At 70.7% G+C, this 14,403-nt stretch carries 10 protein-coding genes and 1 pseudogene; 3 read left to right on the top strand and 8 right to left on the bottom strand.

The genetic code is table 11. The annotated features are described in order from the left end of the window. Positions 1-30: 30 nt before the first annotated feature. Positions 31-654: a M48 metallopeptidase family protein gene (locus MMA15_RS19190; RefSeq protein WP_241063298.1), complete on the bottom strand. Its 624-nt coding sequence runs from the start codon at positions 652-654 to the stop codon at positions 31-33. Between the two features lie 124 nt (positions 655-778). Here MMA15_RS19190 and MMA15_RS19185 point away from each other — a divergent pair, with 124 nt between their 5' ends. Beyond that, positions 779-1,891: a ThiF family adenylyltransferase gene (locus MMA15_RS19185; protein WP_241061383.1), complete on the top strand. Its 1,113-nt coding sequence runs from the start codon at positions 779-781 to the stop codon at positions 1,889-1,891. A gap of 55 nt (positions 1,892-1,946) precedes the next feature. Further along, the gene (locus tag MMA15_RS19180; RefSeq protein WP_241061382.1) at positions 1,947-3,338 is read left to right on the top strand and encodes an ABC1 kinase family protein; all 1,392 of its coding nucleotides are present in this window, start codon (positions 1,947-1,949) and stop codon (positions 3,336-3,338) included. A 505-nt stretch (positions 3,339-3,843) separates the two neighbouring features. Here the strand turns inward: MMA15_RS19180 and MMA15_RS19175 are convergent. The 4 genes from MMA15_RS19175 to MMA15_RS19160 form a co-directional block, all read right to left on the bottom strand. Next, on the bottom strand, positions 3,844-4,170 hold the full coding sequence (locus MMA15_RS19175) for a putative WhiB-interacting protein (RefSeq protein ID WP_241061381.1): 327 nt from the start codon (positions 4,168-4,170) through the stop codon (positions 3,844-3,846). Beyond that, complete coding sequence (locus MMA15_RS19170; protein WP_308290567.1) at positions 4,167-4,532, bottom strand: WhiB family transcriptional regulator; 366 nt, start codon at positions 4,530-4,532, stop codon at positions 4,167-4,169. The genes MMA15_RS19175 and MMA15_RS19170 overlap by 4 nt, the downstream gene beginning before the upstream one ends. Before the next feature lie 131 nt (positions 4,533-4,663). Next, positions 4,664-4,939 (bottom strand): hypothetical protein, encoded by a 276-nt coding sequence (locus MMA15_RS19165; protein ID WP_241061380.1) that lies wholly within the window; start codon positions 4,937-4,939, stop codon positions 4,664-4,666. A gap of 294 nt (positions 4,940-5,233) precedes the next feature. Further along, a complete protein-coding gene (locus tag MMA15_RS19160) occupies positions 5,234-7,528 on the bottom strand; it encodes an ATP-dependent DNA helicase UvrD2 (RefSeq protein ID WP_308290566.1) in 2,295 nt (764 codons plus the stop codon). Between the two features lie 273 nt (positions 7,529-7,801). On the opposite strand from MMA15_RS19160, the gene MMA15_RS19155 reads away from it, so the two are divergent. Then, positions 7,802-8,044 carry a mycoredoxin gene (locus MMA15_RS19155; protein WP_241061379.1) on the top strand — a complete coding sequence of 81 codons (243 nt, stop codon included), beginning with the start codon at positions 7,802-7,804 and terminating at the stop codon, positions 8,042-8,044. 158 nt (positions 8,045-8,202) lie between these two features. Here the strand turns inward: MMA15_RS19155 and nudC are convergent, their stop codons facing one another. From nudC to MMA15_RS19140, 3 genes and pseudogenes are all read right to left on the bottom strand, one after another. Next, complete coding sequence (gene nudC / locus MMA15_RS19150; protein WP_241063296.1) at positions 8,203-9,108, bottom strand: NAD(+) diphosphatase; 906 nt, start codon at positions 9,106-9,108, stop codon at positions 8,203-8,205. 166 nt (positions 9,109-9,274) lie between these two features. Continuing rightward, a complete protein-coding gene (locus MMA15_RS19145; protein WP_241061378.1) occupies positions 9,275-10,705 on the bottom strand; it encodes a dipeptidase in 1,431 nt (476 codons plus the stop codon). A 10-nt stretch (positions 10,706-10,715) separates the two neighbouring features. Continuing rightward, positions 10,716-14,385, bottom strand: a pseudogene (locus MMA15_RS19140) (ATP-dependent helicase). Positions 14,386-14,403 lie beyond the last annotated feature (18 nt).

Genomic DNA, 14,403 nt, shown 5'->3' with positions numbered 1-14,403 from the left:
ATGCGATCGAACCGGAGGCGCCCGATGCCCCTACACCTCGCGTGGCCCCGGGAGATGGGGCAGCCGGTCCGCGGCGACGACCCCTTCGAGGAAGCCCCGGGCCCGTTCCGTACGGGGATAGGCGTCGAGCAGCTCCCAGAAACGCGAACCGTGCCCCGGCACCAGCAGATGCGCCAGCTCGTGCAGCAGCACGTAGTCGATGACGTACTCGGGCATGCCGCGCAGCCGGTGCGAGAGGCGGATGCTGCCCTCGGCCGGGGTGCACGAACCCCAGCGGGTGTTCTGATTGGTGACCCAGCGGACCGTGGCGGGCCTGGCACGGCCGTCGAGATACTGCTCGGACAGCCGCGCGGCGCGCTCCGCCAGCTCGGCGTCGCCCAGCATGCGCTTGCTCTCCTGCGCCGCGAGCTTGTCGAGCATGACGCCGACCCAGCGCTGCTCCTCGTCCGTCGACATACGGGCGGGAATCATCACGATGGTGCGGTCGCCCTCGCGGTAGGCGGAGACCGTGCGCCTGCGACGCGCGCTGCGACGCACTTCGACCGCCGCGGCTGGCTTGTGCTGTTCAGCGGGTCGGCGGACACGTCTCGACGTTACCCGCTGTGGAGAGCGGAAGTCCCACCTCCGGTGGGGTTCACGGCAATCGCCCCTTATCCGTTCGGTTCATACGACCTTTTCCCGAGCCTGTGGATGACTCTCGGCACCCTCCACCCCCTCCACCCCATGCTTGTCCCCATCAGCAGCCAGACCTGAAGAACGGGGCAGCAGCATGCATCCGATGATCAAGCCTGCGTTGAGGCGTGCATGGCGTGACCGGCAGACGGTGCAGTACGGGGTGGCACCAGCCCATGCGGTGCTCCTCGGGCCGGTCGACGACACGACGGCCGCATTCATGGAGACGATGGACGGCACCAGGTCCCTGGCCCGACTACGGGACGAAGCGGCCCGCCTGGGCCTGTCCGAAGGGACAGCGGAGAGACTCGTGGAGAGGCTCGGCTCCGCGGGAGTACTCGACGACGCCACCGCCGACAGGCAAGCGTCGGCCGATGTCGGCGACCGGCTGCGGCCCGACCTGGCCTCCCTGTCCGTCGTCCATCCACGGCCCGGCGAAGGGCTGCGCAGGCTGGTGGCGCGCGGGGACACATGCGTACAGGTGCGCGGCGCAGGCCGGGTCGGCGCTCTCGTCGCATCGACGCTCTCCGCAGCCGGAGTAGGGGAAGTCGCCGTCGTGGACGGCGGCAAGGTCGAGCCCTGGGACACCGCCCCCGGCGGCATCGCACCCGAAGACTGCGGAGAGCGACGCGATGTGGCAGCCCGCAGAGCCGTCTCCCGGGGGCGGCCCTGGCGTTCACGAACCCGCTCGCCCTCAGGCTGCCGGTCCCGGCCGAGACCGAAGCTCGTGATCCTCACGCCACGTGACGGGCTCGACGCCTACGCACCCGACCCCGACGCCGCCGAAGGATTCATGGGAGCGGGGACCCCGCACCTCTACGGCGGAATCGTGGAGGGCACGGGCTTCGTCGGACCGCTGGTGACGCCCGGAGCCTCACCGTGCGCGGGCTGCATACTGCGCGCACGTGCGGAACGTGAACCGAGCTGGCCGCTGGTGGTGGGCCAGTGGCGGATGTCGGCCAGGCGGCGCTCCGGCGTACCGGCCTGCGACGCGGCACTGGCAACGATGGTCGCGGGGGCCATCGCCTCCTACGCGCTCGCGTTCGTCGACGGTGACGGCGCATGCGCTTCCGGCTACCGGATGCGGTTCGCACTGCCGCATCTCGTCGGCGGCACCGAGCAGTTCACGGCCCACCCCGAGTGTCCGTGCGGTGCCTCTTCCGTGACAGCGGATCGCCCGCCCTCGGCGGAAGCCGCCGAAGAGGTCACAATGGCCTGACGGCCGCCGTTTCTCGGCGGGACGCCGCCGAGCCGTCTGAAAGTTGGAGGGGCCCATGTCTGATCTCCCCCGTAAGGCAGTCACGCGTACGGCCAAACTGGCCGCGCTGCCGCTGGGGTTCGCCGGGCGCTCCGCATGGGGCATCGGCAAGCGGATCGGAGGGCTCTCCGCAGAACTCGTCGGTCACGATCTTCAACGGCGCACCGCGGAACAACTGTTCAAGGTGCTCGGCGAGCTGAAAGGGGGCGCCATGAAGTTCGGCCAGGCGCTCTCGGTCTTCGAGTCGGCACTTCCCGAGGAGATAGCCGGCCCATACAGAGCGACGCTGACGAAGCTCCAGGAAGCGGCACCTCCCATGCCGACCAGCAGGGTCCACGAAGTGCTGGCCGAGCGTATGGGCGAAGACTGGCTCGAACTCTTCGAGGAGTTCGACGACAAGCCGTCCGCGGCGGCATCGATCGGTCAGGTGCACCACGCGGTCTGGCACGACGGACGCGAGGTGGCGGTCAAGGTGCAGTATCCGGGAGCCGGTGAGGCACTCGTCTCGGATCTCACCCAACTCGGCCGATTCGTACGGATGCTGGGGCCGCTGATCCCCGGCATGGACATCAAGCCCCTCGTCTCCGAACTGAGGGACCGCATCACCGAGGAGCTGGACTACGAACTTGAGTCGGAAGCCCAGAGGCTTTACGCGGAGGAGTTCGCAGACGACCCGGACGTGGTGATCCCCGACGTTGTGCACCAGTGCGAGCAGGTACTGGTGACGGAGTGGATCGATGGGATTCCTCTCGCCGAGGTCATAACGGAGGGCACCGAGGAAGAACGTGACAGGGCAGGGCAGTTGCTGGCCCGGTTCCTCTGCTCCGGCACGGCCCGCACAGGGCTGCTGCACGCGGACCCTCACCCGGGGAACTTCCGTCTGCTGCCAGCGGAAGACCCCGAGGAGGGCGGCGAGTGGCGGCTCGGCGTGATGGACTTCGGCACCGTCGACCGGCTGCCGGGAGGTCTGCCACCGGTGATCGGCACGGCGTTGCGCATGGTCATCGACGGCGAAGCCGACGCGGTCTACGAACTGCTGTGCTCGGAAGGATTCGTCAAGGACTCCATCGAGCTGGAGCCGTCCGCGGTACTGGACTATCTGGTGCCCGTCATCGAGCCGGCACGAGCCGAGTCCTTCCACTTCCACCGGGGTTGGATGCGGGAGCAGGCCGCGAGGATCGCCGATCCACGCTCGCCCGCACACCAGTTGGGCAAGCAGCTCAATCTGCCCCCGTCGTATCTGCTCATACACCGGGTGACGCTCAGCACCATCGGCGTGCTGTGCCAACTGGGAGCAACGGTACGGATGCGGGAGGAAATGGAGACCTGGGTACCGGGCTTCCTAGCGGAACCGGACACCGACACCGGTGACGAGGGCTCACCAGCAGAAGCGGGGACGCCGGCCTGAACTGGTGGCGGGCTGGTTAAGGCTGCAACACGGGGGTTGGGGGGGAGGGGGTGGGGGGAGCGGGTGGGGGGAGCCCCCGGGAAAGCTCCCGGAAGAGAAACCCCTCTGCTCGCAGCAACCACCCAAGAACCAGCGGCTCAAGTGGCAACCGCCGCAAGGTCATTGTGCATAGTCGTTCCGCACGGCCGTCCCGCTACGCAGTTCCGTTCCGCCACGCCGCTTCGCCTTCACGGCCACCTGCGCCCGCCACCCCGACGGCACCTCCGGCGCCCGCTCCCGCCGCGAACGGCGAGAGCCGCGGCACCGCACGGCGAAGAGCCGGGGCAGATAACTCCCCCGGCTCTCCGGCTCTTTCACTCGCGGTCTTCAGCTGTGGCTACCACTTCTCGGTGCTCAGCGCTCAACCTTCAGCTCTCGGCCGTCACCGAGTGATGCCTTCGCTCTTCGATTGGCTCCGGCTCCCTGCTCGGCCGACTCGCCGCTTGACCGACTTCGACTGACTCGGTCACTGCATGACGGCCATGGCCAGCGCTCTGCGGGCGCGCAGTGAAGCTCGCTCCGCTCGGCGCTGTAGGCGACGGGCCGAGGTGATGCGCAAAGCCTTGCGTTCGGCTTCGGCCTGGTGCAGGCGGTCGTTCATATGGGCTCGAGCCAGGGATTCTGGCATGAGTTGCATTTGACGGGTCCTGTTCTGACGCGCGGTTTCGGCGTCTGTACCGGTGTGGTTCGTGGTGTCGGATGCGGATGTCATCGTCGGGTCCTGCTGCTTCGGAAGGTGCCGCTGCTGCGGATCACGCGTTGTCGGGCGGTCGATGGTGCCTGCGGTGTTCATGCCGTGACCGGGTTCTTCCGGGGACGGCCGCGGGGCCGCTTGCGGGGCACGACCACGCCCTGGACGAAGAGTTCGCCTCCCCAGACGCCCCAGGGCTCACGGCGGTCCTTGGCACCGGCGAGGCACGCTTCACGCAGCGGGCAGGTCTGGCACAGCGTCTTGGCGTATTCGACGTCGGCCGGGGCCTCGGCGAAGAAGACCTCCGGGTCGTAGGAGCGGCAGGGCACGGTGACACCGAGCCGCTCGATGGCTTCGTCGAGCTCGGTGAGCGTGATCAGCGGGGCGGACACGTTTTCCTCCGTGGTGGCGTCAGGCGGCATCAGGTCTGTCGTGGGTGACGGGGTGTGCGTTTCGGGGTGCACTGCCGGGTTCCTCGTCTGTCGTCGTCTGTTGTGTTGTCGGCCCGGCTGGTGGCCGGGCGGGGCAAACAGAAGGGCCGCGGATCCCTGTGTGGGTTCCGCGGCCCTGGAAGGTGCCGACCTGATCTCGCCGATCAGGCTGGATCTCTCCAGGGTTCGAGCCCACGGAAGGCCCACATCGGGTTGTGCTTCGTCTTCTGGCTGCCATCGCCGACACCGCCGGCCGCGAGCGCAAAGGCGTAGGCCGGTGCCGGCGCCGCTGCTGCCGCTACCTCGAGTGCCGTCGCCGGTCGCCCGTCGGTGACGGGGACGACGCGGGACAGACCCGTGCCATCGGTCCGGGAGCCGAGCAGGCAAGAGGCGACGACCGAGCGGTCGGTCATCTTGGTGGTGTTAATGAAGTCGATCACTTGGCTCGCCTCCTCTCGGCGACTCGGGGATCGGCCGGGGCCGATCCGTAAACGTGCAAGAGTCAGTACAGCATGGATGGGTTGGAGCGGAAAGCCCCCGCCCTGTCCACGTCCGGAAGGCTATGGGGCTCCGGACAGCGGGCGCAAACTATTTTTCCGTCATCTCCGAAAAAGCTTCCGCGAGGGCGCGAGGGAGAGGCGCCGCCTCCCGTGCCTCTCACGACCCTTCGGTGCCTGTGCCCTTGGGCACCGTGGCCTCCAACGGCCCGGTGACATCCGCGAAGTGGTATCCGTCTACGGCCCGGTGTCGGACTGCGGCTCGTCTCCGGCGCCCAACTCGGCGTTCGTGCCCGATTGTTCGCCGAGTCCCGTCTCTTCGTCTCCGCCCAGCTCCTCGCCCGCGCACAGCGCGAGGACGTCCGCTCCGAAGCGCTCCAGTTTGCGCGCTCCCACGCCGGAGATGCAGGCGAGGGCTCGGTCGTCCTCGGGTACGGTCTCGGCGATCGCCATGAGGGTCTTGTCGGTGAAGACGCAGTACGCGGGTTGGCCGAGCTGCTTGGCCCGCTCCGAGCGCCATTCACGAAGCCGCTCGTAGAGCGCCTCGTCGAGGTCCGAGGGGCATCCCTCGCAGCGCATCAGCTTCACCTCGCCGGGGTCCGTCAGCGAACGCCCGCACACCCGGCAGCGGACGGGCCCGCGGCGCTTACGCGAGCGGCCCCCGGAGGTGCTTCCGTGCTCGATGCCGCCGCGGCCCCCGGGCCTGCCTGCTGCGCCGGACGCGGAGGATCCGGGGCGCAGCCCGTTGAGGAAGCGGCTGGGGCGGCGTCCGCCGCGGCCTCCCGGTGAGCGGGACAGCGCCCAGGAGAGGTGGAGGTGGAAGCGGGCGCGGGTGACGCCGACGTAGAGCAGGCGCCGCTCCTCCTCGATCTGGGCGTCGCTCTTGGCGTGGGTGATCGGCATCATGCCTTCGGTGAGGCCGACGAGGAACACGGCGTCCCATTCGAGGCCCTTGGCCGAGTGGAGCGAGGCGAGGGTGACGCCTTCGACGGTGGGGGCGTGCTGGGCGTTGGCTCGCTCGTCCAGTTCCGCGACGAAGTCGGCGAGCGTGGGCTCCTCTCCTCCTGAGGCGGAGCGTCCCGCGGAGAGGGATTCGGCGAGCCGTACCAGTGCCATCAGTGATTCCCAGCGGTCGCGGACGGCGCCGGAGCCTGCCGGGGGCTCGTCAGTCCAGCCTTTGCCGCTGAGTACGGCGCGCACCTGGGAGGGGAGGCCGACGGCGCCGTCGAGGAGGGTGTCGTTGCCTCCGAAGCGGGCTGCGCTGCGCAGTGCGACTCCGGCCTCGCGGACCTCGGGGCGTTCGAAGAAGCGCTCGGCGCCGCGGAGTTGGTAGGGCACTCCGGCGTCGACGAGGGCCTGCTCGTAGATCTCGGACTGGGCGTTGATGCGGTAGAGCACCGCGATGCGGCTGGCGGGGACGCCGGAGTCGACGAGGCTGCGGATGCGTTGGGCGGTGCCTTCCGCTTCGGAGGGCTCGTCGGCGTACTCGGTGTACACCGGTTCGGGGCCGGCTTCGCGCTGGGAGACCAGTTCCAGGCGGTGTTCGGCGGCTCGGCCGGCGGCTTGGCTGAGCAGGCCGTTGGCGAGGTGCACGACTTGGGGTGTGGAGCGGTAGTCCCGTACGAGTTTGACGATGGTCGCCCCGGGGTGGCGGGTGCGGAAGTCCAGGAGGTGGTCGGGGGTGGCGCCGGTGAAGGAGTAGATGGTCTGGCTGGCGTCGCCGACGACGCAGAGGCTGTCGCGGTCGCCGAGCCACAGTTCCAGAAGGCGCTGCTGGAGGGGGCTGACGTCCTGGTATTCGTCGACGACGAAGTGCTGGTACTGGGTGCGGACGCGGTCGGCGATGTCGGGCCGGTCCTGGAGGACGCCGACTGTCAGCAGGAGTACGTCCTCGAAGTCGATCGCCGAACGCTCCCGTTTGAGCTGTTCGTAGAGCGCGAAGACCTTGGCCGTCTCGGCGGGGTCGCGTGGGGCGAGGCGGCCCGATTTGGCGACCATGGCGGGATAGTCCTCGGGGACGGTCTGGGTGACCTTCGACCATTCGATCTCGCCGGTGAGGTCGCGCAGTTCGCTGCGGTCGATGCGTAGGCGGCAGCGGGCGGCGGCTTCGGCGACGAGCTGCACCTTGCGTTCCAGCAGTCTGGGCAGCTCTCCTCCTACGGCGCGGGGCCAGAAGAACTGGAGCTGCCGCAGCGCCGCGGAGTGGAACGTGCGGGCCTGGACGCCCTCGGCGCCCAGTTGCCGCAGGCGTCCGCGCATCTCTCCCGCGGCCCGGTTGGTGAATGTGACGGCGAGCACGCCGGCGGGCGGGAGGATTCCGGCACGCACTCCGTATGCGATGCGGTGGGTGATCGCGCGGGTCTTGCCCGTGCCCGCGCCGGCGAGCACGCACAGCGGTCCGCGCAGCGATGTGGCCACTTCGCGCTGCTCTGGGTCGAGGCCCTCCAGCACGGCGTCCGCGTCGCGGGGCGGCCCGGTGAACGTGTCCTGCTCGGCGTGGGTGAAGAGAGTGGAGTCCGTGGCTGCTGTCACCCCGCCATGCTGCCAGGTCGTAGGAGGCGGACGAGACGGTTGTCCACAGCCGGTCCCGGATCGTCATACGACACTCACGCGACTCCCGGGCTGCGGCCCGACGCCCGGCCTGACACCCGGCTCGACGCCTGCCGCAGCGCCCGCCCTCGGGAGCCTTCCCCCGGCACCGTTCTCGGCCCCGTCGTCTCGCCGTCGGCGGCTCGCTCTCCGGGAATGGTCCGGCCGGTTCACACGTTCCCCATTCACCAACGGAGACTAAGGAGCTCAGGACCCATGGCGGGAAACGTGACGATGTACAGCACCACATGGTGCGGCTACTGCCGTCGGCTGAAGGGCCAGATGGACCGTGCGGGCATCCCGTACACGGAGATCAACATCGAGCACGACCCGGAGTCCGCCGACTTCGTGGAGAAGGCCAACAACGGCAATCAGACGGTGCCGACGGTGCTCTTCCCCGACGGGACGACGCTCACCAATCCGTCGCTGGCGCAGGTCAAGGAGAAGGTCGTGGCCTGAGCGCGGCCGGAGCCGGTACGGGCAGGCCGCGGCCGCCCGTACCGTGCGGCGCCGCCGCCCTCGGGCAGCCGCCCCGGCACCGTTGATCCGGGACTGTTGATCCGGAACGGTCGCCCCCCGGCCCCTGGCGTCAGCCCCCGGACCTCAGTCCCCCGGCCTCAGCGTCCGGGCCGGGGCAGCGGCTGCCCGTACCAGCGCTCCACGAGGCGCGAGGCGATGGAGATTCCGGACGGCGGCAGCACCTCGCCGGAGGCGAACGCCTCCTTGAGGTCGTCGCGGGAGAACCAGCGGGCCTCCTCGATCTCGTCGCCGTCGACCTGGATCTCGGGCGACGTGGCTCGCGCCATGAAGCCCAGCATGAGGCTTGCGGGGAACGGCCAGGGCTGGCTGGCCACGTATTCGACGGAGCCGACCGTGACGCCCGCCTCCTCGGCGACTTCCCTGACGACCGCCGCCTCCAGCGACTCCCCCGGTTCGACGAATCCCGCGAGCGTCGAGAAGCGGCCTTCGGGCCAGTGGACCTGACGGCCCAGCAGCGCGCGGTCCTTCTCGTCGGTCACCAGCATGATCACGGCGGGGTCGGTACGTGGATAGTGTTCGGCGCCGCAGGCGGGGCAGCGGCGCAGATGGCCGGCGGCGGCGATGACGGTGCGTTCGCCGCAGCGTGAGCAGAAGCGGTGTGTGCGCTGCCAGTTCTCCAAGCCGACGGCGTGGGCCATGAGTTCGGCGTCGCGTGCGTCGAGGAGTACGCCTGCCTCGCGCAGCCCGGCGGGCCGTGCGATGTCGTCCATGCGTCCCGGCAGGGCGTCCTTTTGCAGCGCGAAGTAGCGGATGCCGTCCTCGTCGACGCCGAGGAAGTATCTGTGTGCCTCGGTGAAGGGCGCGTCGAACGACGGCATCATCACCAGTTCCGTGCGGCCCTCCCCGTCGTCCTCGATCAGGGCCTGGCCGCCGGAGACGACGAACACCCGTGTCGTCGGGTGGCTCCAGGCGGCCGCGAGCCACGCCTCGTCCATGCGGTGGTGTGCGGCGCGGTCGATGCCGCCGGTGGGGGTGAGGGTGATCGGGCGGTCGGCGCCGGCGGCGGCGCCTTCGCCGTCCGCGGTGCCGGCTTCGCCTGCGCTCGCGCCGGGGCCGGGGGTCGCGGCGGGAACCGCGCCCGTGCCGGGGCCCGTGGTCGAGTCGGTCCGAGTGGTCACTTCAGCTTCCTGCTCCTTACGCGTCCTTGCGCTACGGCACTGTGGGAGTGCGCGCTTGTGTGCTCCAGTGCTCCGCGAGGTCGTCCCAGAGGTAGGCGGCGGCCTCGGCGCCTTTCGTCAGCAGGTCCAGTTCGACCTTTTCGTCCGGCGAGTGCCAGCCGTCGGAGGGCACCGAGATGCCCAGGAAGAGCACCGGCGCATCCAGTACGTCCTGGAGATCGGCCGCGGGCCCGGACCCTCCCTCGCGGGTGAAGCGGACCCGCCCGCCGAAGGCGCGTTCCATCGACCGTACGACCGACGTCAGCGCGGGATGCCCCAGCGGAGTCAGGCAGGGACGGGTCGCGCCCCAGAAGACGATCTCGTGCCGGATGCCGTCGGGCAGGGTCCGCGCGGCCCACTCGCGGACCGACTGCTGGATCTTCTCCGCGTCTTGCCCGGCCACGAGCCTGAACGACAGCTTGAGCAGGGCGTGCGAGGGGATGACGGTCTTGCTGCCGGGGCCCTGGTAGCCGCCGGCGATGCCGTTGACCTCGGCGGTGGGGCGGGCCCAGATGCGCTCCAGGGTCGTGTGTCCCTCCTCGCCGAGCGTCGCGTGGGAGTGGGCCGTACGCAGCCAGGTGTCCTCGTCGAAGGGCAGTTCGGCGAACAACTCGCGTTCGGCGGGGGTGAGTTCGATGACGTCGTCGTAGAAGCCGGGGAGGGTGACGCGGCGTTGTTCGTCGTGGAGGGAGGCCGCGAGCCGTGCGGCCTCGGTCGCGGGGTTGGGGACGGCGCCGCCGAAGGCTCCGGAGTGGATGTCCTGGCCGGGTCCGTACAGGTCGATCTGGCAGTCCGTCAGGCCGCGCATGCCGGTGCAGACGGTCGGGGTGTCCTTCGACCACATGCTGGTGTCGGAGATGATCACCGCGTCGCAGGCCAGCCTCGTGGCGTGGGTCCGCAGCAGCTCGGGGAAGTGCGGTGAACCGGACTCCTCCTCGCCCTCGATGAGCAGTTTCAGATTCACGGCGGGGGACGTGCGGCCGGTGGCGGTCAGATGTGCCCGCACGCCGAGGGCGTGGAAGAGGACCTGGCCCTTGTCGTCGGCGGCGCCCCGTGCGTACAGCCTGCCGTCGCGCTGTTCCGGGACGAAGGGGTCGGAGTGCCAGCCGTCGGAGCGTGCCGCGGGCTGTACGTCGTGGTGGCCGTAGACGAGCACGGTCGGCGCCGCGGGGTCCCCGGACGGCCAGTCGGCGAAGACGGCGGGCGCGCCGTCGGTGTCCCAGACCTCGGTGACGGGGAAGCCGGTGGCTGCCAGCTTCGCGGCGAGCCAGTCCGCGCTGCGCCGCACGTCGGCGGCGTGGCCCGGGTCGGCGGACACGGACGGGATGCGCAGCCACTCCGCGAGGTCGTCGAGAAAGGCGGCGCGCCAGTCTGCGATGCAGGCCCGGACGGCGTCGTCCGGAGCTGCGGGAATGCTGCTCATGCCGGGCAGCCTATCCGGCATATGGGGGACGGTTCCCATCCTGTCGCTGCGCTGTCTCCCTCGCCCGCTGCCAGGGGCGGGCGCGGGCTTGGCGGTCGTGGCCGCCCTCCCTGTCTCCGCTGGGCTCGCTCGCCTCGGTGGCTTCGCCGCCCTCGCCGAGGAGCAGCTTCTCCAACGCGTCCCGGTCCAGCAGCCCTTCGGGCCGTACCAGTTCCCCGCTTCGTACGTAGAGGAAGGCGGCGCCGACCGATCCGAGCGGCACTCCCTGCTTCTCGGCCCATGCGAGGCGGTAGACGGAGAGCTGGAGTGGGTCGGCGGCGCGGGTGCGGCCGGTCTTCCAGTCGACGATGTCGTATGTGGGCGAGCCGTCCGGCGCGGTCTCCCGGTAGACGGCGTCGATGCGGCCGCGGACGATTCTGCCCGCCAGTTCGAGCTGGAAGGGCTCCTCCACGCGGTACGGGGTGCGCTGGGCGTAGGGGGAGCGCTGGAAGGCTTCCTTGAGCGCGGTGAGGTCGCGTTCGTCGGCGATGCCGTCGGGTTCTCCGCCGGGGCCGGTGGCGCCGGGCCCGGAGCCGGAGCCCAGCGACGGGTCGCCGCTGCCGGGGAGTTCGTCGGGGCCGAGCATCGGAAGCGTCAATTCCTCGAAGCTGGATTCCACCCATGCGTGGAAGCGGGTGCCTCTGCGGGCGGCGGCCGGCTGCGGTGGCCGTGGCATGGGCCGCGCCAGTTCCTTCGCGAAGCCGTCGGGGTCGGCGGCCATGCGCAGCAGTTGCGACGCGGACAGCGCGGGCGGCAGCGGTACGTCGCGCACGGATACGCGAGAGCGCCGCAGTTCGCTGCTGAGCGCTTCCAGATCGCGGTCCCAGGACTCCACGAGCCGTGATTCCTCGGGGGTGAGGGGGAAGGGGAGCGGCGCGGTCCCGCTTCCGGCGGGCGCCTCGGCCGCCACCGGGGCCTGCTCGCCGGTGGGCGCCTGCTTTCCGGCCGCTGCCTCTTCCCTCGCGGTCGTCTCCGCCGCGCGCCCCCGTCCCCGCTGGCGCCCCCGATCTCGCGTGCGACGTCGCGTCCGCCGTGGTCTCCGTTTCCGCCGCGTCCGGTTCGTTCGCGAGGTGTGCCAGTACCGCGTCGGCCGCGGACCGGCGGCGGGCCAGCGCCTCCTCGTCCAGCGGCATCGGCCAGGCCCGTGCCTCTGCGGCAGCGGCGGCCAGCGCAGGGTTCTCCTCGCCTTCGTCGGGTGCTTCTGCCCAGTGCTCCACCTCGCCGTGTGCCGGATCGGCCTCGCAGTGGGAACGCAGCGCCTCAAGGAACGCGGAAGGCCCGCGCGGCCTCTTCTGGTGCGGTCCCCACCAGTGGCCGGAGCCGAGCAGCCGTGAGCGGGGGCGGGTGAACGCGACGTATCCCAGGCGCAGTTCCTCGGTGGCCTGGTGGTCGCGCATCGCGGTGTCGTAGTCCTTGACGCCCTTGGCGGTCCACTCCGCGACGTCCGGGAGGGTGGCCGCGTCGCCGCGCAGGGCGTGCGGCAGCACTCTCGGACGGCTCAGCCACGACTCGCGGGGCTGTTCGCTGGGGAACTGCTTCGCCACCAGCCCCGGCAGCGCGACCACGTCCCACTCCAGGCCCTTGGCCTTGTGCGCGGTGAGCACCTTCACGGCGTTCTCCCCGCCGGGGAGTGAGCTGTCGAGTCCCTTCTCGTACTGGGCGGCCGTACGCAGGAAGCCGAGGAACGCCGGCAGCGTGGCGTCTCCGTCGAGCGCGGCGAATCCGGCGGCCACGTCGAGGAAGCCGCTGAGGGTCTCGCGTCGGCGGGCGGCCAACGCCCTTGGCGACGCGGAGAGTTCGACCTCCAGTCCGCTGACCGCGAGCACCCTGTGCAGCACGTCCATCAGCGGATCGGACAGGGAGCGGCGCAGCTCGCGTATCTCGGAGGCGAGGCGGGCGAAGCGCACTCGTGCCTCGGTGGAGAACGGCAGCCCGTCGCCGGGGCCGTCGCCCGGTTCGCCGAAGGTCTCCAACGCGTCGGCGAGCGAGAGGACTTCGGCCGGGTCGACGCCCTCGACCGCCGCGGCCAGCCGCCCGTCGGGGTCGCTGCCGTGGTCGTCCTCGTGGTGTACGAGGAGACGTGCGCGCCGCCCCAGCAGTGCGAGGTCGCGGGGCCCGATCCGCCAGCGCGGCCCGGTCAGCAGCCGTACGAGCGAGGCGTTGGCCGTCGGGTCCTGGAGCACTTCGCACATGGCGACGAGGTCGGCGACCTCGGGCAGATGCAGCAGGCCCGTCAACCCGACGACTTCCACGGGGAGTTCGCGGGCGGTCAGCACGGCCTGTATCTCGGCGAAGTCGGCCGCGCCGCGGCACAGTACGGCGATGTCGCCGGGCGGTGTGCCCGTACGGACGAGGTGGGCGAGGGAGTCGGCGAGCCACTCCAGCTCCTCCTCGTGCGTCGGCAGCAGGGCGCAGCGCACCAGTCCCTCGCTCTCCGCGCCGGGGGCGGGGCGCAGCGCCTCCACGCCTTCGTGGCGGCTGCGGAGGGGGGCGGCGAGGGTGTTGGCGAGGGAGAGCAGACGGCCGCCGCTGCGGCGGTTCTCGCTGAGGGAGTAGCGGCGGGCGGGAGTGCCGTCGGCGTGCGGGAAGTGCCGTGGGAAGTCGTCGAGGTTGGCGACGGAGGCGCCGCGCCAGCCGTAGACGGCCTGGCAGGGGTCGCCGACGGCGGTGACGGCGTGCCCGGCGCCCTCCCCCGGCATACGGCCCGCGTCCTCCGTAAGCGCCGGCTCCTCCGCGCGGCCCGCGTCCTCCGTACGGCCCGAGCCCTCTGCGGCGCCGAACAGGCCGGACAGCAGGACGCGTTGGGCGACGGAGGTGTCCTGGTACTCGTCGAGGAGGACGGCGGAGAACTGCGCCCGCAGCGCACGCCCGACCTCCGGCACATCGCGCGCCAGGGTCGCGGCGAGTGCGATCTGGTCGCCGAAGTCGAGCAGGTCGCGCTCACGCTTGCGGGCACGGTACTTCTCGACGAGGCCGAGGAGTTCGACGCGGCCGAGCGCGGCCTGCGGCACCTTGCGCAGCGAACCGTTGCTCAGAGTCGAGCCCTTCAGGGTGGCGAGCAACTCCTCGTCGTAGGCGCGGAGCCGGCCCGGCTGCACCAGATGCTCGCTCAACTCGCCGTCGAGGGCGAGCAGATCCTCCACGAGCGCCGAGACCGACTTGGTGAGCGCCTCGAACGGGCCCGGGTCGGAGCGGAGCACGCTCGCGGCGAGCTGGAAGCGGGTGGCGTCGGCGAGCAGCCGCGCCCCGGGCTCGATGCCGAGCCGCAAGCCGTGCTCGGTCAGCAGCCGTCCCGCGAACGCGTGGTAGGTGGAGATCTGCGGCTCTCCGCTGACGTGTTCGGGGTCGGCGGGGTCCGGGTCGGTGATTCCCGCTCTTACGAGTGCTTTCCTTACGCGCTCGGTGAGTTCGCCCGCGGCCTTGTTGGTGAAAGTGAGGCCGAGCACCTGCTCCGGCTGGACCTGCCCGGTGCCCACCAGCCACACCACACGTGCCGCCATGACGGTCGTCTTGCCCGAACCGGCGCCCGCCACGATGACTTGGGGAGCGAGCGGTGCGGTGATGCAGTCGAGCTGCTCAGGGGTGAAGGGGATGCCGAGAAGGTCTGCGAGCTGTCCGGGGCGGGTGAGTCGTTCGGGCACGGGAGAGACGCTAGCTGC

The organism is Streptomyces marispadix, assembly GCF_022524345.1.
GTDB lineage: Bacteria > Actinomycetota > Actinomycetes > Streptomycetales > Streptomycetaceae > Streptomyces > Streptomyces marispadix.
Note: the sequence above shows the minus strand (reverse complement) of the source record. Positions and strands in the feature narration are given on the sequence as shown.

What these genes read in the sequence shown, in the direction of transcription:
- MMA15_RS19185 (WP_241061383.1), top strand. Translation starts at nt 779, where the DNA reads ATGATCAAGCCTGCGTTGAGGCGTGCATGGCGTGACCGGCAGACGGTG.
- MMA15_RS19180 (WP_241061382.1), top strand. Translation starts at nt 1,947, where the DNA reads ATGTCTGATCTCCCCCGTAAGGCAGTCACGCGTACGGCCAAACTGGCC.
- MMA15_RS19175 (WP_241061381.1), bottom strand. Translation starts at nt 4,170, where the DNA reads ATGAACACCGCAGGCACCATCGACCGCCCGACAACGCGTGATCCGCAG.
- MMA15_RS19155 (WP_241061379.1), top strand. Translation starts at nt 7,802, where the DNA reads ATGGCGGGAAACGTGACGATGTACAGCACCACATGGTGCGGCTACTGC.
- MMA15_RS19145 (WP_241061378.1), bottom strand. Translation starts at nt 10,705, where the DNA reads ATGAGCAGCATTCCCGCAGCTCCGGACGACGCCGTCCGGGCCTGCATC.